The 26,943-nt window shown below is 49.4% G+C and carries 22 protein-coding genes; 10 read left to right on the top strand and 12 right to left on the bottom strand.

Annotated features, from left to right (window positions below):
• Positions 1-57 precede the first annotated feature (57 nt).
• From QZ310_RS07745 to QZ310_RS07735, 3 genes are all read left to right on the top strand, one after another.
• Positions 58-954, top strand: a complete 897-nt coding sequence (locus QZ310_RS07745) for a DNA adenine methylase (RefSeq protein WP_297071935.1) — start codon at positions 58-60, stop codon at positions 952-954.
• Positions 955-993: 39 nt separating this feature from the next.
• Positions 994-1,707 carry a helix-turn-helix domain-containing protein gene (locus QZ310_RS07740; RefSeq protein ID WP_297071934.1) on the top strand — a complete coding sequence of 238 codons (714 nt, stop codon included), beginning with the start codon at positions 994-996 and terminating at the stop codon, positions 1,705-1,707.
• Positions 1,708-2,210: 503 nt separating this feature from the next.
• Positions 2,211-2,714: an RNA polymerase sigma factor gene (locus QZ310_RS07735; RefSeq protein ID WP_297071933.1), complete on the top strand. Its 504-nt coding sequence runs from the start codon at positions 2,211-2,213 to the stop codon at positions 2,712-2,714.
• A gap of 366 nt (positions 2,715-3,080) precedes the next feature.
• Here QZ310_RS07735 and QZ310_RS07730 read toward each other — a convergent pair whose 3' ends face one another.
• From QZ310_RS07730 to QZ310_RS07700, 7 genes are all read right to left on the bottom strand, one after another.
• The gene (locus QZ310_RS07730; protein ID WP_297071932.1) at positions 3,081-4,406 is read right to left on the bottom strand and encodes an ATP-binding protein; all 1,326 of its coding nucleotides are present in this window, start codon (positions 4,404-4,406) and stop codon (positions 3,081-3,083) included.
• Between the two features lie 340 nt (positions 4,407-4,746).
• Positions 4,747-5,808, bottom strand: a complete 1,062-nt coding sequence (gene leuB / locus QZ310_RS07725) for a 3-isopropylmalate dehydrogenase (protein ID WP_297071931.1) — start codon at positions 5,806-5,808, stop codon at positions 4,747-4,749.
• Positions 5,809-5,869: 61 nt separating this feature from the next.
• Positions 5,870-7,378 carry an alpha-isopropylmalate synthase regulatory domain-containing protein gene (locus QZ310_RS07720; RefSeq protein WP_297071930.1) on the bottom strand — a complete coding sequence of 503 codons (1,509 nt, stop codon included), beginning with the start codon at positions 7,376-7,378 and terminating at the stop codon, positions 5,870-5,872.
• A 130-nt stretch (positions 7,379-7,508) separates the two neighbouring features.
• The gene (leuD, locus tag QZ310_RS07715) at positions 7,509-8,096 is read right to left on the bottom strand and encodes a 3-isopropylmalate dehydratase small subunit (protein ID WP_297071929.1); all 588 of its coding nucleotides are present in this window, start codon (positions 8,094-8,096) and stop codon (positions 7,509-7,511) included.
• A gap of 20 nt (positions 8,097-8,116) precedes the next feature.
• Positions 8,117-9,511 (bottom strand): 3-isopropylmalate dehydratase large subunit, encoded by a 1,395-nt coding sequence (leuC, locus tag QZ310_RS07710; RefSeq protein WP_297071928.1) that lies wholly within the window; start codon positions 9,509-9,511, stop codon positions 8,117-8,119.
• A gap of 42 nt (positions 9,512-9,553) precedes the next feature.
• Positions 9,554-11,050 carry a 2-isopropylmalate synthase gene (locus QZ310_RS07705; RefSeq protein ID WP_297071927.1) on the bottom strand — a complete coding sequence of 499 codons (1,497 nt, stop codon included), beginning with the start codon at positions 11,048-11,050 and terminating at the stop codon, positions 9,554-9,556.
• Positions 11,051-11,504: 454 nt separating this feature from the next.
• Positions 11,505-12,509, bottom strand: a complete 1,005-nt coding sequence (locus QZ310_RS07700; RefSeq protein WP_297071926.1) for an alpha/beta hydrolase — start codon at positions 12,507-12,509, stop codon at positions 11,505-11,507.
• A gap of 359 nt (positions 12,510-12,868) precedes the next feature.
• Here QZ310_RS07700 and QZ310_RS07695 point away from each other — a divergent pair, with 359 nt between their 5' ends.
• From QZ310_RS07695 to QZ310_RS07685, 3 genes are all read left to right on the top strand, one after another.
• A complete protein-coding gene (locus QZ310_RS07695) occupies positions 12,869-15,487 on the top strand; it encodes an outer membrane beta-barrel protein (protein WP_297071925.1) in 2,619 nt (872 codons plus the stop codon).
• A 145-nt stretch (positions 15,488-15,632) separates the two neighbouring features.
• Complete coding sequence (locus QZ310_RS07690) at positions 15,633-17,207, top strand: hypothetical protein (RefSeq protein WP_297071924.1); 1,575 nt, start codon at positions 15,633-15,635, stop codon at positions 17,205-17,207.
• 225 nt (positions 17,208-17,432) lie between these two features.
• Positions 17,433-18,041 (top strand): hypothetical protein, encoded by a 609-nt coding sequence (locus QZ310_RS07685; protein WP_297071923.1) that lies wholly within the window; start codon positions 17,433-17,435, stop codon positions 18,039-18,041.
• A gap of 89 nt (positions 18,042-18,130) precedes the next feature.
• Here QZ310_RS07685 and QZ310_RS07680 read toward each other — a convergent pair whose 3' ends face one another.
• The 5 genes from QZ310_RS07680 to QZ310_RS07660 all read right to left on the bottom strand — a co-directional run bounded on the left by QZ310_RS07680 (position 18,131) and on the right by QZ310_RS07660 (position 23,331).
• A complete protein-coding gene (locus QZ310_RS07680) occupies positions 18,131-19,216 on the bottom strand; it encodes an LptF/LptG family permease (RefSeq protein WP_297071965.1) in 1,086 nt (361 codons plus the stop codon).
• 42 nt (positions 19,217-19,258) lie between these two features.
• Positions 19,259-20,389, bottom strand: a complete 1,131-nt coding sequence (gene tgt, locus QZ310_RS07675) for a tRNA guanosine(34) transglycosylase Tgt (RefSeq protein ID WP_297071922.1) — start codon at positions 20,387-20,389, stop codon at positions 19,259-19,261.
• 38 nt (positions 20,390-20,427) lie between these two features.
• A complete protein-coding gene (locus QZ310_RS07670; RefSeq protein WP_297071921.1) occupies positions 20,428-20,994 on the bottom strand; it encodes an FKBP-type peptidyl-prolyl cis-trans isomerase in 567 nt (188 codons plus the stop codon).
• A 9-nt stretch (positions 20,995-21,003) separates the two neighbouring features.
• Positions 21,004-21,582 (bottom strand): LemA family protein, encoded by a 579-nt coding sequence (locus QZ310_RS07665; RefSeq protein WP_297071920.1) that lies wholly within the window; start codon positions 21,580-21,582, stop codon positions 21,004-21,006.
• Positions 21,583-21,786: 204 nt separating this feature from the next.
• Positions 21,787-23,331 (bottom strand): glycine--tRNA ligase, encoded by a 1,545-nt coding sequence (locus QZ310_RS07660; protein WP_297071919.1) that lies wholly within the window; start codon positions 23,329-23,331, stop codon positions 21,787-21,789.
• 302 nt (positions 23,332-23,633) lie between these two features.
• On the opposite strand from QZ310_RS07660, the gene QZ310_RS07655 reads away from it, so the two are divergent.
• From QZ310_RS07655 to crcB, 4 genes are all read left to right on the top strand, one after another.
• A complete protein-coding gene (locus tag QZ310_RS07655) occupies positions 23,634-24,437 on the top strand; it encodes an Imm26 family immunity protein (RefSeq protein WP_297071918.1) in 804 nt (267 codons plus the stop codon).
• 155 nt (positions 24,438-24,592) lie between these two features.
• Positions 24,593-25,468, top strand: coding sequence for a zinc ABC transporter substrate-binding protein (locus QZ310_RS07650; RefSeq protein ID WP_297071917.1), 876 nt, complete (start codon positions 24,593-24,595; stop codon positions 25,466-25,468).
• Between the two features lie 93 nt (positions 25,469-25,561).
• Positions 25,562-26,263: an ATP-binding cassette domain-containing protein gene (locus QZ310_RS07645; RefSeq protein WP_297071916.1), complete on the top strand. Its 702-nt coding sequence runs from the start codon at positions 25,562-25,564 to the stop codon at positions 26,261-26,263.
• Positions 26,264-26,292: 29 nt separating this feature from the next.
• Positions 26,293-26,670, top strand: coding sequence for a fluoride efflux transporter CrcB (gene crcB, locus QZ310_RS07640; protein WP_297071915.1), 378 nt, complete (start codon positions 26,293-26,295; stop codon positions 26,668-26,670).
• Positions 26,671-26,943: the final 273 nt, after the last annotated feature.

Below are 26,943 nucleotides of genomic sequence, written 5' to 3'. Positions count from 1 at the left end.
TCTATAATATAGTGTCTCCATATTGTATGGGGGCACTTTTTTTGTTATATTTGCGATATGAAAGGAAGCATACCGCATATTGTCCAGTATCAGGGTTCCAAAAGAAAACTGGCGCCTCAGATTCTATCTTATTTCCCGCAAAGGTTCAATCGCCTTATTGAGCCGTTTGCAGGAATGGCTGCGGTTTCCATCGCTACAGCTAAAGAACATCGGTGTCCCAGATTTTTCATAAATGACCTGAATGAACCCTTGCTGGGGATTTTGAGAGAGGCAGTGAATAATCCTGATAAAATTGTTTCGGATTATACTGCTATCTGGGAAGAGCAATTCAGATATGAGGCTGGTTCGGAAGCCCATTATTATCATATCAGGGAGCGTTTTAATAATGGTGAAAAGGATCCCTCCATGATGCTTTACATACTGGCAAGATGCGTTAAAGGGGCTGTGAGATATGGCTCGAACGGACGCTTCAATCAATCACCGGACAAACGGCGCAACGGTACGAACCCACAGACTCTGAGGAGGAATATAGCCGGGGTGTCGCAACTGCTCCGTGGGAAGAGTGAGTTTTATGCGATGGACTACCGTGAGGTCCTTGATATGGCTGCTCCGGGGGATGTCGTATATCTTGATCCGCCGTATCAAGGTGTGTGTACAGGACGCGATTCACGCTACTATTCAGGTATAGCCTTTAATGAATTTGTAGAAGCATTGGATAAGCTCAATTCAAGAAATGTCGACTACATTGTTAGTTATGACGGTTTCTGCGGGGATAAGAGCTATGGGGAAATTCTTCCGGATGATCTTGGCTTGAAATTGTCATATCTTAATGCCGGATTGTCGACACAATCCCTTTTTAATGGAGAGAGAGTTGAAACAAAGGAGGCGCTGTATGTGAGCCGCAATCTGGCTAAATCCGGAATGGTGTTGCAACCCTCCTTGCCTTTGTTTTAGAAGCCGTTTCCACTCATTTGTTTAATTCTTATTCGCACCATGTCTGATTTTCCACGGGAATTTATTGATAAGTTAAAGTCGGTTACAGGAAAACGACCTGCAACCATCATAAACCATATTCTTCAACATGGATATATCACATCCGAGGAAATCAAGGATGTCTATGGCTATAATCATCCTCCGAGAGCCATACGGGATGTCAGAGAGCAGGGAATTCCGGTTGAAACATTCAGGGTCAAGGATAAACAGGGCCGAAATATAGCGGCATATAGATTCGGAGATCCTTCCGGGCTGGACGACTCTCTTTCGAAGGTGCGTGGTCGGACCGCTCTTGCAAAAGCGCTTAGGGATGCACTGATTGAAAAATATGGAAGCCGATGCTTTATCTACCAACAGGAAGTAGAAGTGTCATTGTTGCAGATCGACCATAGAGTCCCATACGAAATTGCCGGAGAGGTATCGAAGGAGATAGATGCCTATATGCTCCTGTCGCCTTCTGCAAACCGCGCAAAGTCGTGGGCATGTGAACATTGCCCTAACTGGAGCATGAAAGACAGTAGTTTTTGTGTCCAATGTTTTTGGTGTCATCCTGAAAATTACACTCATATTGCCGGCAAGGAGGAACGCCGTATAGTGCTTACTTTCACTGGTGATGAAATCAATGACTACAATCAATTGATTAGTCAGGTCGGAGTGGAAGAAGCAGAACGGACGATAAAGTCTCTAATCCATGAGAGACTGAATGCCGATTGATTTTGTCTGATAGATACATCTAATATATACTATACAGGTATACGATGGTCCTGATTCTGTTTTCGGAGTCGGGACTGTTTTTTTGTACGGTCCGGAAGAGAATGTGGGAGTGTTGTGAGGTGGTTCATGACTGTGTGGATGTTTTGATGTGATTATTTCTGTTTTGCCCGTATGCAAAGATAATGTTGATTAGGGGCGGAAAAGGTGCGATAATGCAAGCGTTGTAATAAAAATCCGATGTTTTTTGGTTAAATTGTTGCAAAATCAGTTACATTGTAACAATTTTGTAATCATTGTTATTTGTGGCAATATCCAGTAAATCAATAAGATATGATATTTGTAACAAGTTTGTCATTGAATTAACATATTTTTACATAAAAATTATTCGCATCGCTGATTTTCGTTGTAATTTTGAAGTGTCAAACAAAAACAACAACTCATCACAGACCGCCTTTCACCAGAAAGACTCTCACAAAAGTTCAACTCATCAAAACACAATAATTATGGGAACTCAGGAATTTCAGAACAAGCTTATGAGCCTTCAGGGCAACCTTCTTAACTTTGCCTACATGCTCACCTCTAACAGAGACAACGCTTACGATCTTCTCCAGGATACTACCCTGAAGGCCCTTGATAACGAAAGCAAGTATGTTGACAACACCAACTTCAAGGGTTGGGTTTTCACCATCATGCGCAACATCTTCATCAACAACTACCGTCGTGTTGCCCGCTCGGCAACAGTCATCGACCAGACTGAAGACCTCTACCACCTCAATCTCTCTCAGGATTCAGGCCTTGAGACTCCCGAAGGCTCATTCGGCGCCAACGAGATTTCAGACGCAATCAACGAATTCCCCGACGAATACCGCATCCCCTTCTCGATGCACGTCGCCGGTTACAAATACAACGAAATCGCCGAGAAGATGAATCTTCCTCTCGGAACAGTGAAGAGCCGTATCTTCTTCGCACGCAAGAAACTCCAGGTGCGCTTCGCCGACTACCGTTGATAGCAGTTCGGTTGTGGCAATCGCCGCAAGAAATTCTTCCCGAAAGATTATGCAACTTCTACACGAAATACACACATAGTTTCCGAAACGTACAGATTTGAAAGGTAAAATAAGATTGGTTCATTTAGGTATAAGTTTTCGATTAGGTATTGATTCAAAGGTAAGATAAGATTCGTTTTAAGGATTCAGTAAATAAGATAATAATAGATAAGATTTAAGACTAAGATTTTTCATGTTAAGGTATTGGTAATCTACACTATAATAAAAAACACACCCACACAAACAAAAGCGCCGCGAAGTGATTTCGCCGGCGCTTTTGGCATTTTGTCGGAGAGCGAAGATTGGTGGTGACCAACGGATCCGTGTTCATTTTCCGTTTGCAATCCGGATTAGTCTTTTGGTCCAGTCTGCGAGAAATAGGGGAATATGGATGACGTTGTCGGCAATACGCAGATTATTGCGTGAGTATATGATGGCTAATTGCGGAGAATATTTCTTGACGTAGACCGAGAGGCTTTTTCCGGAAGTGTTAGTCCCGGATTTTACCTCCATCGGGATTATGTCAAGGCCATCCTGAGTGATGAAATCGACTTCCGCAGTTCCGTTGGAGGTCCAGTAGCGGGGCGACGGATTGAAGTCGGGGAGCAATGCCTGAAGTATGGCATTTTCTGTCAGTGCCCCTTGAAATTCCTGATAAAGCGGATTTGATGTCCAGAATATATCCGGGGGAAGTGCTGCAAGTGAGCGTAGCAATCCGGTGTCACACATATAGATTTTGAACGATGAAACATCGTCATAGGCGCTCAGTGGCAGCCCCGGTTTTGACAGACAGAACACTCTATAGATCAATCCGGCCTGTTGGAGCCACAGAAGAGCGTCTTCATATTCGCGTGACCGTGCTCCCGGCTTCACGAGCTTATAGACAAACTTGCGGTTTTCGCGGGCAAGCTGCGACGGGATTGAGTTCCATATTGAGGTTATGCGAGGAATCTCGCGAGTCGGTGCATGTTTGGCAAAGTCAAGAGTATAGGCCTGTAGAATGTTGGATTGTTCCTTTTCTACGGCTCCTATCCCACGGTTTTCAAGCATTGCGACTGCAGCGCCGGGCATCCCTCCGCATGTCATGTAGCGACGGTAGGACTCAGTTGTCCTGTTCATGATTATTTCCGGCAGGGTTTCAATAGCGCTTAATCCGTCAAGATAATCATGGCATTTAGGGTCGTCGACACGCAAGAATTCCTTGAATGTCACAGGATACATCTGAAGGAAGTCAACTTTGCCAACGGGAAAGGACTCTCCTTGCGAAAGCGCCACACCGAGCAATGATCCTGCGGCGATAACGCAGTACTGCGGCGCATCCTCACAGAAATATTTCAATGAGTTGAGCGCACGGTTACTCTGCTGGATTTCGTCGAATATGATTAATGTCTCTCCGGGTATGATTGGGCAGTCGGCATACAGACCGAGTATTCCGATGAGGCGGTCAGGGTCTTTTGTGTTCTCAAATTCCCGGCAGAGTTCTTCAGAGTTGTCGAAGTTGAAATATGCGGTATGCTTGAAGTATTCCTTTCCGAAATGCTTCATAAGCCATGTCTTGCCAATCTGACGTGCTCCTGAAATGATGAGTGGCTTTCGGTTCGGACTTTCCTTCCATTCAAGCAGCTTTTCGATGATGTCTCTTCTCAGTTCCATGGGATTTGAATTTTTATCATTCACAAATATAATGATAATAACAAAATAAATCATATTTTTCCAACGAGAAATGTGTGGTTTCTCACATTTTTCCAACATAAAATGTGAAAACTTACACATTTTTCTAACTTACGGGACTTTTGAGGGGTTTCTGCGGGTTGAGGCGATAGGTTGAAAAAATCAGGAATCCGCGGAATGTAGCCCTTGTTTACGGCGCGATTGCTTTTGCGCCGGTGGACTATATTTCGCGGATTCCTGATTTTTTATGGACTTGAAGTCGGGAAGTCAGAGTTTAATTGACCTCTACTTTCTTATGGGTGGATTAGGCCCTTTTTGTAGATTAAGCTTTTTTGATGTAGTCGACAATCCAAGCGCCGACTGCGTCAGTGCCGTAGTTGGCACCACCTTCAACCTGAATTTCAGGTGTGCGGACATTGGCATCGAGCGAAGCGTTGACAGCTTCACGGATGAGTTTGCCCTCTTCGGTGAGATTGAAGTATTCGAAGAGCATTGCCACAGAGAGAATCTGGGCGAGGGGATTGGCTATGTTCTTGCCTTTTGCCTGAGGCCATGAACCGTGGATGGGTTCAAACACCGGGGTTTTCTCGCCGGTTGAAGCCGAGGGGAGGAGGCCCATTGAGCCGGAGATTACCGAGCCTTCATCTGTAAGGATGTCGCCGAAAGTATTTTCAGTGACCATCACGTCGAAGAAGCGGGGCTCCTGAATCATGCGCATGGCAGCGTTGTCGACATACATGAAGTCGGTTGTAACGTCGGGATACTGCGGAGCTATTTCCTGTGCGACCTTGCGCCAGAGACGTGAGGAAGCAAGCACGTTGGCCTTGTCGACAACAGTAAGGTGTTTGTTGCGACGGAGTGCATAGCTGTAAGCAACGTGGAGGATGCGCTCGATTTCGGGACGAGTGTATGCATTGGTGTCGTAGGCACGTTCGTCGCTTTCAAACTTCTCGCCGAAATACATGCCGCCGGTCAGCTCACGGATACAGATGAAGTCAGCGCCTTCTACGAGTTCTGCACGGAGCGGAGATTTGTGGATGAGGCATTTGAATGTCTCGACCGGACGGATGTTTGCAAAAAGACCGAGTTTCTTACGCATGGCAAGCAGTCCCTGCTCGGGTCGCACCTTCGCGTTGGGATTATTGTCGAATTTGGGATCGCCTACGGCTGAGAAAAGAACCGCGTCGGCCCAAAGACAGGTTTCGTAGGTGTCTTCGGGGAAGGGATCGCCTACCTTGTCGATGGCATCCGCTCCGCAGATGGCATAACGATACTCGACACTGTGGCCGAATTTCTCACAAACGGCGCTCATCACGTCGACGCCCTGACGGGAAATCTCGGGTCCGATACCGTCGCCGGGCAGAACTGCTACTTTAAGATTCATCTTGATATATATGTTATATTATTGTTATTATCTGAAAACTAAAAACTCACAACTTCCCCCCTCACCTCGGGGTGCTCTCAAGCATATTGAGCATCTTGACGGTGGCCTGGATGGCTGCTTCCGTCTGGTCCGGATCGAGACCACGGGTCTTGAATACATTGCCCTCGAAGCTCCATGTGATGGTGGTGTGGACAAGCGCATCCGTCTTTCCACCCGGAGGGATATTGACGGAGTAGTTGACGAGCGAGGGGAAGGGACGTTGGAGTTTTCCTCGGTAAATGTTTCGGACAGCACGCATGAAAGCGTCGAACTGACCGTCGCCGACCGCAGATTCCTGAAATTCCGCTTCGCCGACAATGAGTTTGACTGTGGCTGTCGGTCGCAGACCCTGGGTCAGGGTTAGCACATAGTTGTCCACACGAACATCCGAAGGAAGGGTCGGATGCTTGAGCACATCGGCGATGATGAAGGGGAGATCGCCTTGTGTGACAATCTCCTTCTTGTCGCCAAGCTCGATGATGCGTTCCGTCACCTTGCGGATGTCGGAGTCACTTAACTCTATGCCGAGAGCCTCAAGATTTTTCTTGATATTTGCCTTTCCGGATGTCTTGCCGAGGGCATATTCGCGTTCGCGGCCGAAGCGTTCGGGAAGAAGCTCGTTGAAATAGAGTTGGCTCTTGTTGTCGCCGTCGGCATGTACGCCTGCACACTGGGTGAACACACTGTCGCCGATGATGGGTTTGTTGGGTGGCACCATGATGCCGGAGAATGACTCGACGATATGACTGACCTTGTTGATTTTGCTTTCGTCGATGTCGGTCGTGTCACCGAGTTGGTCATGGATGACGGCTACTGTGCTCGACAGTGTCGCGTTTCCTGCACGTTCACCCAGTCCATTGATGGTGCAATGCACACCTTTTGCTCCCCCTTTCACGGCTGCGAATACGTTGGCTGTGGCAAGGTCGTAGTCGTTGTGGGCATGGAAGTCGAAATGGAGAGCGGGGTAGTGCTTCACGATGGTGTGGACGTATGACAGCGTGTCATACGGATTGAGGATGCCGAGGGTGTCGGGAAGCATGAAGCGGCGGATGGGCAGGTCCTTGATGGCTTCCATCAGTGCGAACACATAGTCGCGCGAGTGTTTCATTCCGTTTGACCAGTCCTCGAGATATATGTTTACGGCAAGCCCGGCCTCACGTGCGCGGGCCACTTCGGCGGCTATGGCTGCGAAATGTTGTTCCGGGGTCTGTTTGAGTTGCAGACGGCAGTGCTTTTCCGACCCTTTGGCCAAAAGATTTATGACTTTTCCGCCGACATCGCTGATCCATCTCACCGACTCGCCTCCGTCAAGGAAGCCGAGCACTTCGATGCGGTCGATGTAACCGTTGCGCTCCGCCCAGGAGCAGACTTTGCGCACAGTCTCACGCTCTCCATCCGAAACTCGTGCCGACGCGATTTCAATTCGCGGGACGTGGAGTTCCTGAAGGAGCAGGCGTGTGATTGCGAGTTTCTCGGAAGTCGAAAACGAGACTCCCGAGGTCTGCTCTCCGTCGCGGAGAGTTGTGTCCATTATTTCAACATACATGCCTTACAGGGGGTATGATAATATGTGTGGGTATATGGTGTGACTATGTGTGAGGAGGATGGCCGGGAGCTGTATCATAATTCAATTCATCAGTTTTTTGATACAGCACCTGCGGTCAGCGTTTCGCTTCCCAGGCTTCGATGTCGTCTTTCTTTGAAAGCAGATATTCAATGTCGTCAAGACCTTCCGACAGGCATTGCTTCTTGTAAGCGTTGATGTCGAATGTCTCGCTGTTGCCGGTTGCAAGGTTGGTGATTGTCTGCGAGGGGAGGTCGACTTTCACTTCCGTGCGCGGATTTGCGGCGATTGACTCGAAGAGTTCTGCAAGGAAAGGTTCGCTGACCACCACTGGGAGCACGAAGTTGTTGAGCTCGTTGTTTTTGTGGATGTCGGCGAAGAAGCTCGACACGACCACGCGGAAACCGTAGTCATGAATTGCCCATGCGGCATGTTCGCGGCTTGAACCGGAGCCGAAGTTCTTTCCGGCCACGAGGATGCAGCCTGAATAGGTCGGGTCGTTGAGCACGAAGTCCTTCACCGGATTGCCGTCCTTGTCATAACGCCAGTCGCGGAAGAGGTTGTCGCCGAATCCTTCGCGAGAGGTGGCTTTGAGGAAGCGGGCAGGGATGATCTGGTCGGTGTCCACATTCTCCATGGGGAGGGGGACACAGGTTGATGTTATGGTGCTGAATTTTTCTTTCATGATGCTTTCGGTGGATGGGTTTAGACGGTGCGGGGATCTGTGAGCACTCCGGTGACTGCTGAGGCTGCGGCTACGAGAGGTCCGGCGAGGATTGTGCGTGAGCCGGGACCCTGACGGCCTTCGAAGTTGCGGTTTGATGTCGAGACGGCGAGTTTGCCTGCGGGAACCTTGTCCTCGTTCATTGCGAGGCAGGCCGAGCAACCGGGCTGACGGATTTCGAAGCCGGCTTCCGCAAGAATCTTGTCCAGTCCTTCCTCGCGTATCTGTGCGTCCACTTTCCATGAACCTGGAACAAGCCATGCTGTCACGCCGGGAGCTTTCTTCTTACCCTTGACAAAGTTTGCGAATGCGCGGAAATCCTCGATGCGTCCATTCGTGCAACTGCCGAGGAACACATAGTCGATGGGGGTTCCGGCGAGCACCTGTCCCACTTTGAAACCCATATAGTCGAGCGATTTCTCGTAGGAGATTTTTCCGGCCTCATCCTCGGGATCGGGAGCTGGAATCGGATCGTTGATGCCGATGCCCATGCCCGGGTTGGTTCCGAAAGTGATGCGGGGTTCGATGTCGGCTGCGTCGAAGTTGATTTCACGGTCAAATTCAGCATCCGGATCGGAGGGAAGAGTGCGCCAGTAGGCCACAGCCTTTTCCCATTCCTCACCCTTGGGTGCGAATTCGCGTCCTTCGACGTAGGCGAATGTCGTTTCGTCGGGAGCGATCATGCCTCCGCGCGCACCCATCTCAATCGAGAGGTTGCAGACTGTCATGCGCTCTTCCATCGAGAGATTGCGGATGGTGTCTCCGGCATACTCTACAAAGTAACCTGTCGCGCCGCCGGTGGTCATCTTGGCGATGATGTAGAGGGCGATGTCCTTGGCGGTCACTCCCGGACGGAGCTTACCGTTGACATTGATGCGCATTGTCTTGGGTTTGGGTTGGAGGATGCACTGCGATGCGAGTACCATCTCCACTTCGCTTGTACCGATGCCGAAAGCCACTGCGCCGAAAGCTCCGTGGGTCGATGTATGGCTGTCGCCGCAGACGATTGTGTAGCCGGGAAGCGTAAGGCCATTTTCCGGGCCGATGACATGGATGATGCCGTTTTTGGCGTGTCCGAGGCCGAAGAGTGTTACTCCGAACTCATTGGCGTTGCGGGTGAGGGTCTCGACCTGATTGCGCGACACGGGGTCGGCAATCGGCTTGTCCTGATTGAGGGTAGGGATGTTGTGGTCGGGCGAACAGAATGTTTTTTCCGGACGGAACACTTTCAGACCGCGTGTGCGCAGTCCCTCGAAAGCCTGGGGGCTGGTCACTTCGTGGCAGTAGTGACGGTCGATATAGAGTTGGGATGGGCCCCCTTCGATGTTGTTTACGACGTGAGCATCCCAGATTTTGTCAAAAAGAGTTTTACCCATGATAAGCGTATGGTCTTTGGATGGATTTATTGTGAATGATGATTAGCGGACAAACTTGTTGATAGCGTCGATGAATGCCTCGGCACTGGCTCCGACGATGTCGGTATTGGCCGAGAAGCCGTAGTAAGGCACACCTTCATGCTCGACAGTCATGTGGACCTTGCCCACATCGTTGCTGCCCTTGTTGATGGCCTGGATGAGGAATTCCTTGACGAGCATCTTGCGGTGGATTATGAGCTTGATGGCGCTGATGGCTGCGTCGACAGGACCGTTGCCCGATGCACATGCCTCGAATTTCTCGCCTGCGATGTCGAGACCCACGCTTGCAACGGAGTGTACGCCTACGCCGCTCGTCACCTGGAGGAAGTCGAGCTTGATGCGGTTTGAAGCCTTGCGGTGGGCACCGGCAATCATCAGCACGTCGTCATCATTGATTTCCTTCTTGCGGTCAGCGAGTTTGAGGAAGGCCTCGTATGCTTTGTCGAGGTCTGCGCCCGAAAGCTCGATTCCGAGGACATGGAGACGGTGTTTGAGTGCGGCGCGTCCGCTGCGGGCGGTGAGGACGATGGAGTTCTCGTCGATACCCACATCCTTCGGGTCGATAATCTCGTAGCTCTCGCGGTTCTTGAGGACTCCGTCCTGATGGATACCTGACGAGTGGGCGAATGCATTGCGGCCGACGATAGCCTTGTTGGGCTGCACGGGCATGTTCATGAGGCTCGACACCATTCGGCTGATGCCGGTAATCTTTGTGGCGTTGATGTTTGTGTCGATACCGAGGTCCTTGTGTGAGCGGAAAGTCATGACCACCTCTTCAAGCGAAGTGTTGCCGGCACGTTCGCCGATACCGTTGATGGTGACTTCTGCCTGACGTGCGCCGTTGACAACACCTGTGACAGTGTTTGCCGTGGCCATGCCGAGGTCATTGTGGCAATGTGTGGCGATGACAACCTTGTCGATGCCGTCGACATTGTCCATGAGGTATTTGATTTTCGCGCCGAATTCTGACGGCAGACAGTAGCCTGTTGTGTCAGGGATATTGATGACTGTTGCACCTGCGCGGATGACGGCCTCTACCACACGGGCGAGATACTCATTGTCGGTGCGTCCTGCATCCTCGGCATAGAACTGAACGTCCTCGACGAATTTCTTGGCGAATGATACGGCTCCGACAGCACGTTCGAGAATGTCGTCGCGGGTGGAGTTGAATTTATATTTGATATGGTAGTCGGAGGTTCCGATACCGGTGTGGATTCGTGGATGTTTGGCATATTTCAGAGCCTCGGCAGCCACGCGGATGTCGTTTTCGACGGCGCGTGTGAGTGCGCAGATTGTCGGCCATGTCACTGCCTTGGAGATTTCGACCACGGAGTTGAAGTCGCCCGGGCTTGACACAGGGAAACCCGCCTCAATCACGTCGACGCCGAGGGCTTCGAGTGCCTTTGCAACTTCAATTTTTTCTACTGTATTGAGCTGACAACCGGGCACCTGCTCTCCGTCGCGAAGTGTCGTGTCAAAGATGAAAAGCCTGTCACTCATATTCGGATATATAATGTATGGATGTTTTTATTTATTTATGTGCGGGCGTTTGATTGGAAACTTGACCTAAAACAAACTTCTCCAAAGCAAGGAAAGAATATTTTGGAGATAATTAGCTGCAAAATTACAAATTATTTACAAAATGCCACAATAAAATTACAAATTTATCGCTTTTCGCTCTTTTTGTGGTGAAAATCGAAAGTTGCGTGGTGCGTGATTTATAATGAAAGTAAGGCGGAGTCAACGTCTTTCGCCTACTGGATTCGATGTGTATGGTTGCGAAGGGGTAATGTCTTGATAAAGATTGCATTTGCACGGTTGGATAGACTGCAGAAGGTCGTTCGGACCAGAGTATCAAGCCGGATGGTATGACTTGAGGCTCTGGTCTGAACGACCTTTTTGTATGGAGTGATGCTCGTCAGCCTTTTTATTTTTGAGGCTGATATGCGGTTAATTAACGCATGTATTCGGTGTAGAAAGCCGCGATTTCGTCAAACGGAATTTTATCAAGCCGGTCGTAGAGGTCGCAGTGGGTTGCATCCTTCACTGTGAGCAACTGTTTGTTGTCCCCTTTCAGTAAAGCGAATGTATCCTTTCCGAAATAGTAGGAATGGGCTTTGTCGCCATGAACGATGAGGACGGCGTTTTCGAGTTCTCCGGCATACTCAAAGAACTTGAAGTTCATGAACGGCAGGGCAGATGTGGCATTCCAGCCGTCGGTGGAATTTCCGCTGCGGGGATGGAAACCGCGAGGGGTTTTATAGTAGGCATGGTAATCCTTTACGAACTGAGGAACATCCTCGGGCAGAGGATCGACGACTCCGCCTGCGCGCTTGTAGGAGCCGTTGCGGTAATCCTCGGTTCGCTGTGCGGCAAGGGCTTTTCGGTTGGCGTTGCGTTTTTCAGCCGAATTGTCGGTGTCAAAATATCCGTTGGCAGTCACGCGTGTCATGTCATACATGGTTGATGCTACGGTTGCCTTGATTCGAGGGTCGTTGATGGCTGCCTGAATAGCAATACCACCCCAGCCGCAGATACCGAGGATGCCTATACGCTCCGCATCGACATTTGCTTGCACCGAAAGGAAATCAACTGCGGCCGAGAAGTCCTCGGTGTTGATGTCGGGTGAGGCCACACGGCGTGGCATACCTCCGCTCTCTCCGGTGAACGATGGGTCAAAAGCGATTGTCAAGAACCCGCGTTCCGCAAGCTGCTGGGCATACAATCCGCTCGACTGCTCTTTAACGGCTCCGAAAGGTCCGCTGACGGCGATTGCAGGCAAATTGCCGCTTGCATTCTTCGGAATATACATATCGGCGGCAAGTGTGACACCATAGCGGTTGACGAATGTGACCTTTCGATGGTCCACTTTTTCACTCTTTGGAAATACCTTATCCCATTCCTGTGTCAGCTCCGGGGATTCCATCGGAGCGACAGACATGTTTGTGTTCGGATTCATATTATTGTTGTTATTTTGATTTGTCAATACCCGCGCGTTGCATTGCATGGTGATTATGCTCAGCGCTCCAAAAGCTATTGATATTGCAAGTTTTTTCATGCTGCAAAATAACAACAAAACCTCCTTCCGTGGCTTACCATTATAAATGGAATCCTTACCTAAAATGGATTACCACACATTTTACATATATAATATATCACGAGTATATAATAGGTAGATGGACATGGCAGGGAAGTCGTATTGAACAAAATATTGAGCTAAATTATGTGGCATCAGTTAAATTAGGTTAAGTTGCTCCTACCAGTTTGGCTGTCATGGGATAAAAATGTACTTTAGTCGGGCAAATGTCAGGATAAGCAATGGAATCTCACCGTGTCATAACAGCCTTGATTGCTTTCATGCTTCTATTCTCTCTCGCAGCCGGACAGCCATCACGCATCCGTGCAGAGGTGGGTATGGAAGCTGACGAGATGTCGCGGCAGCATGTCACGACTCTTCCTGATGGTCCCGGTTCAGACAGTTTGCTGATTGCCGGGATGGATTCGCTGCTCACCACCATCAATCTTGATGAGGTTGTGGTTGTTGCTCCAATAAAGCCGGTGACGGTCAAGGGCGACACTACCATTATTGATACAAGAGCGTTCAAGACGCGCGACGGTGCCTATCTCGAGGACCTCGTCAGGCTTATTCCGGGAATGGCATACGACAAGAAGACCGGCTCACTGACCTACAATGGTATTCCCCTTACAGATATAAATATCAATGGAGAATCGTTTTTCAAGGATGGCAAGACCCTTGCGCTCGAAAATCTTAGGGCTGATATATTCAGCAAAATAAAGATTTACGACAAAGCGAGCGATGAGGATAAATTCATGGGGGTCAAAGGCAACGGAAAGAATTATGTACTCGACTTGCAGACATATTCCGAGTTCAACGGGACATTGATGACCTCGGCCACACTTGCCGGAGGAAATCAGGGCAGGAAAAAAGCCGAGCTTATGGCTCATTCGTTCAAACCCAAGGGTGATAATTTCTCCTTTCATCTATCTTCCGGCAATATAAATCCATTTTCCACCGGTAAGCGCGACCGAATGGATGATGCTTCGTTCAACATTTCCCGGCGGTTGAATGACAAGTTTTATGTCTCCGCAGGATTGATGTATTCATATTCGCGAGCTGGACAGGAGTTCTCGTCTTCGCGTGAGGACTATCTGCCTGCAGGGAACACCTACACCTACTCCCGGGCCGACAATCGTAACAGCAATCGTCACCTCCGTTCGCATCTTACCCTAAACTGGAATGTTGATGACAAGACCATGCTGACGCTTTCGGGAACGCTTGGAAACAACGCTTCAAAAAGTCAGAACGATTCTCGCAGCATGTCTTTTGATGCGGATCCCGGACTCAATGTGAAAGATCCGTTTGCAGATGATGCTCTGGAAAGGATTGATCCGTCGACACGGATAAATGAGAATGAGGCGGTCAGCCAGTCGAAGGACCGTTCCAAAAATTACTCGGTTGAAGCATCAGTCACGCGGCGGTTGAATGATGCCGGTACGGCTCTCTCGCTAAATCTTGAGATGACTGACGACACCCGTAAGGGGCGCGCCTTCAACGTGAGCACAACCAACTACTATCGTCTTAAAGATCATGCCGGTCTTGACTCCATCCTTCATCGCGACCAATACAATCTGACTCCGACTGTCAACCGTTCGCGAGGGGTCGGATTGCGTTTCGTGCAGCCTTTGATGAAGCATCTGAAACTTGAGTTGGCCTACCGTTACCGACAGACGCGTGAAAAATACTCGCGTAACACCTTCGACCTCTCGCCGTTCTTTGACCGTGACGAGGACCGCCGCCCCGGACAGCTTCCGGAGGGATACGAAAGCGCATACATCGACAGTCTTAGCAACCATAGTTTCAGTCGTGTCGAGAAACATGAGGCAGAGGTGAGGCTGATGTACACGAAGCAGAATTACACCATGATATTCTCCTTTGTCGCAGAACCTGAGAGAAGGAGGCTTGACCAGAAAACAGGCGTGATGCAGGCCGACACACTCAGGTCGTCGGTCAATTTCCGTCCGTCGTTAAATTTCCACCATAATTCTGAGAAATTCGACTTCCGGTTCAATTATGACGGTTCGACAAATCAGCCCGACCTATCGTCGTTGCTATCGCTGACCGACAACAGTAATCCTCTCTACATCACCCGTGGCAATCCCCGGCTGAAAGCCGCTTATCGTCAGGATTTCAACGTTGGCGTGACCCATAATCCCTCAGGCCTGTCGTGTGAGATGAGTTTCTCGAACATATATAATGACCAGACTATGGCTGTGTTCTATAATCCCGAGACCGGTGGCAGGGTCACGACTCCTGTAAACATCAACGGTAACCGCAGCGGTCGGTTGGATTTGAGATACTTCAAGTTTAATGGCAAGATGCTGATTTCGGGAATGATCAATGCGGGATTTGACAGAAGTGTGGGTATGGTTAACGAGGATCTCTCCGAGGCTCCGCGCAAGAGCGTCACGAACAGCGACAATTATGCAATCACTGTCAATTGGAACTATATGCCTAAATGGGGTGGAGTGAATGTCAAGGGGGAATGGAATTTCCGTCATTCCTCAAATGATATGCGCGATGACGATGACTCGGTCCACTCATGGTCGTTTGGATTGTCGCCCTACGTCCAGCTACCATTCGGACTCAATTTCGATACGGATTTCAACTACCGTCTGCGGACAGGCACAAATATCGTGCGCAAGGACAATGAGGAATTCTTGCTAAACACCCGGATAAGCTACAGATTCCTCAAAGGCCGCGTGGCTGAGGTAGGGTTTGAATGGAAGGATATTCTTAACAACAAGAAGAACTATCACCGCTACTCGACCTATTCAGGCATAAGCGAATTCTACACCGTCGCACTCGGCTCTTACTTCCTCGTGTCGTTCAAATATAGATTCAGCAAGAATTTGTAGGAGGACTGATTAAGATATTTTTGGTTATTCCTGCTGGGGAAATGAGAGAAATGTCCTGTGATTGGAATTTAAAAATTACGGAATAACAGATATTTTCGCTATATTTGCTTGCCAATCGTATATATACGTCCTTAATCAATAGCAAATGGACAGATCTGAAGCCTTGAAATTGCCAATCAAATTATTGCTGCTCTGTGTGCTGTCGACCATTGCAGGATGCGCTCCGCGCGCTCACGATGACCCTGCTTCACAGCGGGTTCTTGATCGTGTCTACTCCGAAATCGGTGATTCGGCGATAATCCATGGCATTGGCAATATCGGTGAAAAAGATTCTCTGACTGATGCCATAAAGCAGCATATCAATGGGAATGGCACCTATGGATTCAAGGCCCACTTCATCTCAGCCATGATTGCCGCAGGTCACTTCAACTATCCTTCAGCGATGCGTGATTTGCTTTGGGCCGACAGGATTGCGGTCGAGAATGACGATCACGAAGGAGCCTACAGGGCACGGATTGCAATGATGCAGCTTTGCGGATGCGTGTATGATATGAATGGAGAGCGGGAATTCGGGCTTCGTGCCTACGATTCTTTAAAGGCCGCCGGTATAAAGGACCTTAAGAGGTGGAATTTTGTCGTGAGACTTTTTAAGATTAATGAGTTGGGTAACAGGATTGACAATGAATTTATGGAAGAACTGTTGGAGGACTACCGTAATGTCTCGGATGAATATGGCGATTCGATAAGTGAATTGGATGTTTGGGTCTGTGAGCTTTTAATGGATCATGCCAATATGGAGGAAAATGGAAAAATGATTCCGTTCACCAGATTTGAGCAATTCAAAAATGAGATTTATGAAAGAGAAATGGCTCCTGAATTCCTGCTTCCGGATACATTGGTGATAATGTTGTCCCAGTTCCATGATTTCATCACGGATCTTCATAACGAAGGAAAATCTGAACTGGCCGGAAAGTTCATGAATGAATTGAAGAAGGACTTTAAGGCCGATGATTTCATGAATACATGGATTGTTGATGCTCGTCCTGCCGGTTCCAAACATGTCTATGCCTACGAATCTCCGAGTTGGGAAAAATTGATGTCGACATTTCAGGGCGATGTAAATATGGAGGTGAAAAACTTCGACAATGATGAGATACTAATGCGCAATCAGATTGTCAGCCAACAGCGCAGAATTGTAATGCTTACTGTCGGCTTGTTAGTTCTGGTTGTCGGGTTCTCAGTATTCTATATCCGCATGTTGAGGGAACGAAGCAGACGCCGGCATGAGGAACTTTTGGATTCGGTCAAAGCTTTGGATGCGAATTTCAAGCGTGTCCAGAAGGATTTGTATAAGAAAATCTCAGGTTTGTGTGATGTCTACTATAAAAACACTGTGCAGGGGAATGACAGGATTGCGCGCGAGTGTCTGAAATCCATCGAAGGATTCGTTCAGTCACCCGATGTTTTCGGAGAACTGGAGGCATGTCTGAATGGCGAGACCGATGGCCTGGTGATCCGTTTCAGAGAGCAGATGGGAGGATTGAGAGAGGATGAATACCGCTTGTTTATATGCAATGCCCTCGGATTTTCAATCCCAGCATTGTCGATGTTGTTGAATGAGAAACGAGAGGTTATCTACAACCGACGTTTGCGTTTGAGGAATAAAATTGAGGAGCTTAATCCGCCGGATGTGGAAGAATTCAAAGCCAAATTGGTTTGATGTGTGCGATTAATAAAATTTAACATTAATCCGCCTGTTGCAAAGCCGTTGGATGACAGCTCAGTTGGCAATGATGAATACTGGTTTCCATTTATCAATGGAAATAGTTTGAAATACAACAGATTACAAAGATGATGATGAATCATTTTCCATGCCTTAAGTTTTGAAATAAAGGAATGCAGAGCGTAAATTTGCGATACATTCTTTACTAAACTTAATTGCATTATGAAAATGAAATCAATTGTCATGCTTGTGCTGTTGTTCTTAGCCACAAGCTGTTCAGCTGAAGAGCCAACGTTAAGAAGAGATGCTTGGGGAGATGTGATTCCTGAGAATATCACATACGAGTGGGTGCTGCAACAGTATCTGATGAACGGATACAAAATCGATTCTCTGGCCTCAGACAGACCGGATTCTTTTGCGTCCCCTCAGGAAGCGTGGGAGATGTTGAAGAAGGAGATTGCTGATAGGGATTCTTTATGGGTCGCAAACAGGATGTCAAGAGCTCAGAAGCGTATACCTATTAGTTATATGAATAGAGGAGGAATTGGTTATTGCTCGTTTCAATATGATATTATAGAGGTCTATTTTACGTATTTAGGTGGTAATAAGATTGATGATGTATTTATTGGACTTGATGATATCTCCATTGGTGATGTCGCATATAGCCCGAATTTTTCTTTGAGAGAGAATGGCGAACATCTTGAATTAAGGGTGATAGTTGTAGGGCGTAAAATGGTGACAGTGGGCGGTGTGACTACTTACACTCACTATAAAAATTTTGAATATAGATTTACGTTGGATTTAGGCCGCATGTTTGCAATTACCTTTTGACATATATAGACTAAACCTCGCGCCTGACAAGCTGCGATGAGATTGGCTTGTCAGGTGCGAGTTTTTTATGTTGTCTGGTCTTGAAGTTATTACTGGTGGGAGACCTTGTAATAGAGGAAGATGGCGATGAGGGTGTAGAGGATGTTGGGGATCCACATTGCGACCATCGGGGAGGTGTAGCCGGAGACGGCGAAGGTTGAGGTGACGGTCATGAAGAGGATGTAGCTGAAGCTCAGGACGAGTCCAATGCCGATGTTGACACCCATACCACCCTTGATTTTGCGCGAGGAGAGCGACATGCCGATGACCGTCAGGATGAATGCTGCGGCAGTCATGGCGTAGCGCTTCTGATTCTCGATTTCAAATGACTTGATGTTGGCCACACCGCGCTCCTTCTGACGCGAGATGTATTCGCGCAGGTCGGGCGAGGTCATGGTCTCATGGTCGTTTTTGGAAATGAGGAAGTCGCGCGGTTCGATGGGGATGATGGTGTCCAGACGACTTCCGCGACGGATTTTCTCGCGCTGACCGTCGAAGTCACGAATCATGTAGTCGCGGACGGTCCAGCGGTGGAGTGTGTCCCAGCGGATTGTCTGAGCGGTAAGGCGCGACACGAGCTTCTTGTCCTCGAAGGATTCGAGCGAGAATTTGTAGCCTGTCTTGCTTGTGTTGTCGTAGCGCGACATGTAGGCAATCTCACCCTTCGCCACCTGAAGCTGGATGTTGGTACCGTAGTCCACGCGCTTGTTCTTGACGTAGGTGTTGGTGTATTCGATTCGCTCGACGTTGGCCGGAGGGATGATATAGGCGCTGAGGATATAGGTCGCGATGGCGATGACCGTCGCGCTTATCATGTAGGGGCGCAGCAGACGCCGGTAGCTCATGCCGGTCGAGAGCATGGCGATAATCTCGGAATTGTCGGCCAGTTTCGACGTGAAGAATATCACGGCGATGAAGGTGAAGAGCGGACTGAACTGGTTGGCGAAGTAGGGCAGGAAGTTGAGGAAGTAGTCAAACACAGTGGCTTTCAACGGCGCTTTGAGGAAAGCGTCGAGTTTCTCGTTGATGTCAAACATGATTGTGATGGCCAGAATGAGGGCTATCGCAAAAATGTAGGTTCCAAGGAACTTTTTGATGATATACCAGTCGAGAATCTTCACGGCAATGTCTGTGATTGATTTTGGTCGGTGCTAAAGAATATGGGGGTTGGTTGCTTGTCAGAGGCGGCGGCTGACACATTCGAGCATCTCGGTCTTCCACTGCTTGAAGTCGCCTTCGATGATGTGGCGGCGTGCTTCCTCGACGAGCCAGAGATAGAAAGCGAGATTGTGGATGGATGCAATCTGCATTGCCAGAATCTCGTCGGCTATGAAGAGGTGGCGGACGTAGGCCTTCGAATATACCTGGTCAACGTATGCGGGACCATCTTCCTGAAGGGGTGAGAAATCGTCGGCCCACTTCTTGTTGCGCATGTTCATTGTGCCGTGGCGGGTGAAGAGCATACCGTTGCGTCCGTTGCGCGTAGGCATTACGCAGTCCATCATGTCGACACCTCGGTCAATGGCTTCGAGGATGTTGGCCGGAGTGCCGACGCCCATGAGATAGCGCGGTTTGTCGGCGGGAAGAATCTCGTTGACCACCTCTATCATGTCATACATCACTTCGGCGGGTTCGCCTACGGCCAGACCGCCGATGGCGTTGCCGTCGGCGCCGAGTTCAGCCACGAATTTTGCGGATTCACGGCGGAGTTCCGGATATGTGACACCCTGGACAATCGGGAAGTAGGCCTGTGAATAGCCATACTTTCCTTCGGTTTCCTTGTAGCGTTTCCAACCGCGTGTCAGCCAACGGTGGGTAAGGTCAAGCGATTTGCGGGCATAGCTGTAGTCGGCTGTACCGGGAGGACACTCATCGAGGGCCATCATGATGTCGGCACCGATCGAACGCTCGATGTCAACGACCTTTTCGGGAGTGAAGAGGTGTTTCGAACCGTCGATGTGTGAGCGGAACCATGCGCCTTCCTCGGTCAGCTTGCGGTTGGCCGAGAGGGAAAACACCTGAAAACCGCCGCTGTCGGTGAGAATCGGGCGGTCCCATCCGTTGAACTTGTGAAGACCTCCGGCCTTTTCGAGAATCTCGATGCCCGGACGGAGATAGAGGTGATAGGTGTTGCCGAGAATGATCTGAGCCTTGACGGCCTCGCGCAGTTCATGCTGATGGACAGCTTTGACACTGCCCTGAGTGCCTACGGGCATGAATATGGGTGTACGAATCTCTCCGTGGTCGGTCGTGATGACTCCGGCGCGCGCGGCGGTGCCGGGAGCGGTTGCTTCTAACTTGAAATCCATCGGTTATAATCTACATGTCAGTAACCGAAGTCTCCCCGTCAGGGACGCACTTCGTAGTAGGGAATGTCGACGAGTTTCACGTCGAAAACAAGAGTTGAGTAGGGGCTGATTGAACCTGAGCCTGACGATCCGTAGCCCATGTTGTAGGGGATGACGATGCGGGCGCTGTCGCCGACACGCATGTTCATGAGCGCGATTGTCCATCCCTGGATAACGGAGCCGGGAGTGGTACGGAAGATGCTGTCGCCGTAGGATGCGGTCAGACGGTAGGACGAGTCGAAAGCCACACCGTTGTAGAGGCGGCCGATATATTTGACATCGACAGTCGAGGTCAGAAGCGGCGAGAGGTTGCCTTCGGTCTGCTTGCGGTCGTTGAGATAGCGCATGAGGATGTTGGCCGAGGGATTCCATGAAGGAATCACGGTCTGGTAGACGTTGGCACCATCCTCGATGAGGAAGCGCTGTTCGTCATAGAACTCCTCGTTGGCGATGCGCCATTCCTTGTAGTCGTCCCAGACGTTGTCATCATCGCCACACGATGTTGTGAACATGCCTGCGAGGCTTGTGAGGATGAAGAGTGTAAAGAATAATCTGAATTTAGCCATGATGTGGTCTTAGAATTTCACTTCGGGTGCGCGCTGGGCCGATTCGTCGGCCTTGAACTGGGGCTGCGACTCGAAGCCGAACCAACCTGCGTAGATATTGGTGGGGAATTTTTTTATTGAGGTGTTGTAGTCGGCAACTACCTGAGTGTAGCGTCCACGTGCGGTGGCGATGCGGTTCTCAGTTCCTTCGAGCTGCACCTGAAGGTCGCGGAAGTTTTCGTTGGCCTTGAGGTCGGGATAGGCTTCGGTCACTGCGAGGAGCGATTTGAGTGCTCCGGTCAGTTCGTTTTGCGCGGCCTGGAACTTGGCGAGGGTTTCCTCGTTGAGATCGTCGGCATTGATGTTGACCGAAGTCGCTGCGGCGCGGGCCTGTGTCACCTTCTCAAGAGTCTCGCTTTCGTGGGTGGCGTAGCCTTTGACTGTGGCGACGAGGTTGGGGATGAGGTCGGCGCGACGCTGATACTGGTTCTGGACCTCGGCCCATTGCTGCTCTACTCCCTGCTTCTTCTCGACGAGGGAGTTGTAGTTACACGAGGAAAGCATGGGGATGAGGAGGGCTACAATGAGCAGTAGTTTGAAATTCTTCATTGTTTAAGGGGAGGGGTGTGAATTATGTTTCGAAAGATGGTTTGTGGCCTGTCGAATCATGAAATTTTTTGATACAAAAGAACATAAGTGCAGAAGTGACAAAAGTAGATATACTTGTAATTAGTTGCGGACAATAATTAAACTATATCGTCTGTTTCTTTTGCTCTTTTGTTCTTTTGTATCCAAATATTTCGTATGGGTGGATCAGGCGAGCTTGCGGAGGAGTGCGTTGAGCGAGACTGCGCTGTGGATGAGCTTGTGGAGGTCTTCGACTTTCACGCGCTTCTGCTCCATTGAGTCGCGTTCGCGGAGGGTGACGGTGTTGTCTTCGAGGGTCTGGTGGTCGACGGTGATGCAGAAGGGTGTGCCGATTGCATCCTGACGGCGGTAACGCTTACCGATTGAATCCTTCTCCTCATAGTGGGTTGAGAAGTCGAATTTGAGTTCGTTGACAATCTCGCGGGCCTTGTCGGGCAGACCATCCTTGCGGACGAGGGGCATGACGGCACACTTCACCGGAGCGAGGGCTGCGGGGAGGTGGAGCACGACGCGCTTGTCGCCGCCTTCGAGTTCCTGCTCCTCGTAGGATGAGCAGAGGACTGAGAGGAACATACGGTCAACACCGATGGATGTCTCGATGACGTAGGGGGTGTAGCTCTCGTTGAGCTCGGGGTCGAAATACTGGATTTTCTTGCCGGAGAATTTCTCGTGCTGCGAGAGGTCGAAGTTTGTACGCGAGTGGATACCTTCGACTTCCTTGAATCCGAAAGGCATCTGGAATTCGATGTCGGTTGCGGCATTGGCGTAGTGTGCGAGCTTCTCGTGGTCGTGGTAACGATACTTCTCGTCGCCGAGGCCGAGAGCCTTGTGCCAGCGCAGACGGAATTCTTTCCAGCGCTTGAACCACTCCATTTCGGAGCCGGGGCGCACGAAGAACTGCATTTCCATCTGTTCGAACTCACGCATACGGAAGATGAACTGACGGGCCACAATCTCGTTGCGGAATGCCTTGCCAATCTGTGCGATACCGAAGGGGATGCGCATACGGCCGGTCTTCTGCACGTTGAGATAGTTGACGAAGATACCCTGTGCGGTCTCGGGACGGAGATAGACGGTCATCGCACCATCGGCAGTCGAACCCATTTCAGTCTTGAACATGAGGTTGAACTGACGCACCTCTGTCCAGTTCTTGGTTCCGGAGATGGGGCAGACGATTTCCTCGTCGATGATGATTTGGCGGAGTTCGTCGAGGTTGTTGTCGTTCATGGCCTGGGCGAAACGCTCATGGAGGGCGTTGCGCTTGGCTGCGTGTTCGAGCACACGGGGATTGGTCTGGCGGAACATGGCCTCGTCAAAGCTTTCGCCGAAGCGTTTTGCAGCCTTGGCCACTTCCTTTTCTATCTTGTCGTCAATCTTGGCGATCTGTTCTTCGATGAGCACGTCGGCGCGGTAGCGCTTCTTGGAGTCCTTGTTGTCAATCAGGGGGTCGTTGAATGCGTCAACGTGGCCTGAAGCCTTCCAGATGGTGGGGTGCATGAAGATAGCGGAGTCGATGCCCACGATATTCTCGTGGAGGAGGGTCATCGAATCCCACCAGTAGCGCTTGATGTTGTTTTTCAGCTCAACGCCGTTCTGTCCGTAGTCATAGACGGCGGAAAGACCGTCGTAAATTTCGCTTGATTGAAACACGAAGCCATATTCCTTGGCATGGCTTACTATTTTCTTGAAAACCTCGTCTTGTGTTGCCATTTCGGTTATGTGATGGAAATGATTATATACTTAGATTACAAGTTGCAGTCGTCAGCTTGCCCGCAAAAAGGCAAACCGTTGATAATTACAAGATGCAAAGGTAATAAAAAAATCTGAATCACAGCACCATTTGCCACCCCGCCGCCCCCAAAGCACCCCAAAAACACCGATTTAACAAATAATTTGTTGATTTTGAAATTTATTCATAACTTGCAGTCCCGATAAAATATCAGTCTTCGCAGGAAAAATGGTGAGACTTTCGGAGTGTCCTTTCATTTATTATTGCATATTGATCTGTAATTATGGCAAAGAGAACAGTGACGCGCATAGGGGATATATTCTGTGCGGAGATAGATAATGAGTATAAGTGCTATTTCCAGTATGTAGGAAAAGACTCATATCAGTTGGGAGGAGCCCTTATCCGTGTGTTCCGAAAACGTTATCCTCTTGATGCGAATCCTTCGATGGATGATATTACAGCTGATGAGGTTGCATTTTATACTCTGACATATATTCAGCCCGGAACTTATGACAATGCATGGTATAAGGTTGGAAAAGCCCCGATCCGAAATGAAGAAGCTTTGAAGGATATTATCTTTGGAAATCCAAGAAGATACATGACAGATATGGCTACATTGGATACTTATGATGTCAATCCGTTGGAACACTGGTTTGTTCGTTATTTTAATTGCTACGCCGTCGATCTTGGCGTTTTACCGGAAAAACTTAAGACCTCAGTAGAGTGGGATAGTGTACATCCATACTCGGATGTTGTGGACCGAATGCGGTATGGTTACTTTAAAGCAACAGGTTTTTTCTATACCGTTGTGAAGCGTATACCGTGGCCCGACGTACATAGTTATACAATGTCGAAGAATATTGAGAATGGCGATATGCATTACTATCATTTTTTGGGAAATGTGGCAGCCAGAGAGGTAATCGTGAGACCTGACGGTAAAATCATACGTCTTATAGGAAGTAATCCCGAACGTGATGGTTATCGTCTTTATTCAAGAGATTTCGGCGATATCAACTGGCATTATTTAGATTTCCTTACCCGTGAGGAGTTTGAATCAATGTGGGAGCTTGGAAAGATTGACGGGTGACTTGTAATAGTAGTTATTCGGGATTTTGCAAAACCGTTTTTTATAGGTTGGAAGAGAATAATTGTGAAATTTTGATTGAATTCAAAATTTTTCTTAACAAGATGGGGTGGAATTGCTAAAAATTGCTTATATTTGCAAAAATTTATGCAATAAAGATGAAATCCCATATATTTTTCTTTCCGATTATAGTCACTATTGCCGCATGGCTTGGCCTTTTGGCTGCGTGTACGGCAACGACGCATGATAAGCCGATAGTCACGGTCAGCATCGAGCCTCAGAAGTATCTTCTTGAACAGATTACGGGTGACCGTGTTGAGGTGCGTACTCTGATTGCCAACGGAGCGAATCCGGAGACTTTCGACCCGTCGGTCAACCATATCATGAATCTTGCGAAGTCGATTGGCTTCCTGCGAATGGGCAACATCGGTTTCGAGGCTGCTATCCTTGACAAAGTCCACGGCGAACATCCTGATTTGCCCATATTCAACACTTCGATAGGGGTGATACCTGTGACCGGAACCCACAGCCACGACGGCGTGACCCACAATGTCATTGACCCCCACACATGGACTTCGGTCAAGAACGTGAAAATCATCACCAAGAATATGCTGAATGCCATGACGGAGATTGACCCTTCGAATGCGAGCTACTACAGAACTAACTACGAGCATTTTGCAGCCCGTCTGGATTCGCTCGACAATGCTTTTGCCGAAAGACTCGCCCCACACAAGGGTGAGGCATTTATGGTGTGGCATCCGTCGCTCAGCTATTTCGCGCGTGACTATGGCCTGGAGCAGATTCCGGCTGGAAGCGCCGACAGCAAGGAGATGGCGATGGGCGCACTGAAGGATGTGATTGACCATGCAGCCGACCACAATGTGAAGGTGTTTTTCCTTCAGAAAGATCTCGATGGCCGTCAGGCCGAGGCCCTCGGTGCGCAGCTCGACATCGAGAAGGTGACCGTCAATCCGCTTGCCTACGACTGGGAGACGGAGATGACAGCCATAGTGGATGCGATTGCCGGAAAGTGACATGTAGAGAGGGGGCGACGCGGTCTGATTTTGGATTTTCAGGTCTGATGTCGTATATTTGCGGACGCAATCAATTGCGTCCCGACATTGTATATGGATAAGAATATAATCATTTCCCTGCGCAATATCAGCAAGCGCTGGGAGCATAAGGAAGTGCTGACGGACATTAATTTCGATGTCCGCCGGGGTGATTTCATAGCCATCACCGGTCCGAACGGTGGCGGTAAGACAACGCTTCTGAGGATATTGCTGCGACTTTTGAAACCTACAGAGGGATCGGTGACATATTTCCACGACGGAGTGCCCGTCGACAATCTCTCGATAGGCTATCTTCCGCAGAAGAATCTCATTGACTCGAAGTTCCCGATTGATGTTGAGGAGGTGATAGCTTCCGGTCTTATCGGAGAAAAACTGTCGAAGGATGAGGTCAGGACAAGGGTAGGGGAAGTGACCCGGTTGATGGGGCTGGAAAGCCACTCACGGGCCAGTATCGGTAATCTTTCGGGCGGTCAGTTGCAGCGGGCACTGTTAGGGCGGGCGATAATCTCGCGTCCGAAACTGTTGGTGCTTGATGAGCCTCTCAGCTATGTCGACAAGCGTTTCGAACATTATATCTACGACCTCGTAGCGGAGCTTTCGAAGACGACAACCCTCCTGCTTGTATCCCACGAGATGTCGACCATCGCCGGTATGGCCAACCGTCATCTCATCATTGACCACTCGCTGACAGAGTGTCATTCCGCCCACCATCATGTCCATTATGAGTGTGACGACGAGGATTGCGGTTGCTGTTGAGATGGCACTAAGATTGAATTGCGGACGGTATGCTTAGGACGATACTCTACATAGCTCTCGGAAGCGGTCTGGGAGGTGTGATGCGTTTCCTTGTAAGCCGATGGGTGCAGGCGTTTTTCGGAAATGCAATTTTCCCGTGGGGAACATTCGCAGTCAACGTCATCGGTTGTTTCATCATCGGTGTAATTTACGGTGCTGTTGACCGTGGCTGCGAACTTTCGCCGGAGATGAAGGCTTTCCTCACGGTGGGTCTGTGTGGCGGTTTCACCACCTTTTCAACATTCATACATGAGAATTACCTGCTTTTCAACAGCTCGGAGTTCCCGACGGTGGCACTGTATGCCGGAGCGAGTTTCACGGTAGGCCTGCTGATGGCCTACGCCGGTCACTTGTGCATGAAAGTGTGAATGCATGGTTTGTAGGGACGCGCTGTAGCGCGTATGCCGGATGAAAATAACCAAGCCAAAGAAGGGCACAGAAGGACATAAGGTCAGAAGTCACAGATTTTTTATAATTATAAATCTATGTAGCTTCTGACCTTATGTCCTTCTGTGCCTTTCTTTGGCTTGCGGTATTCAACAGCTCGGAGTTCCCGACGGTGGCACTGTATGCCGGAGCGAGTTTTACGGTAGGCCTGCTGATGGCCTACGCCGGTCACTTGTGCATGAAAGTGTGAATGC

The organism is uncultured Duncaniella sp. (genome assembly GCF_910577345.1).
Taxonomy (GTDB): Bacteria; Bacteroidota; Bacteroidia; order Bacteroidales; family Muribaculaceae; genus Duncaniella.
This window is presented reverse-complemented; position numbering and strand designations above follow the sequence as displayed.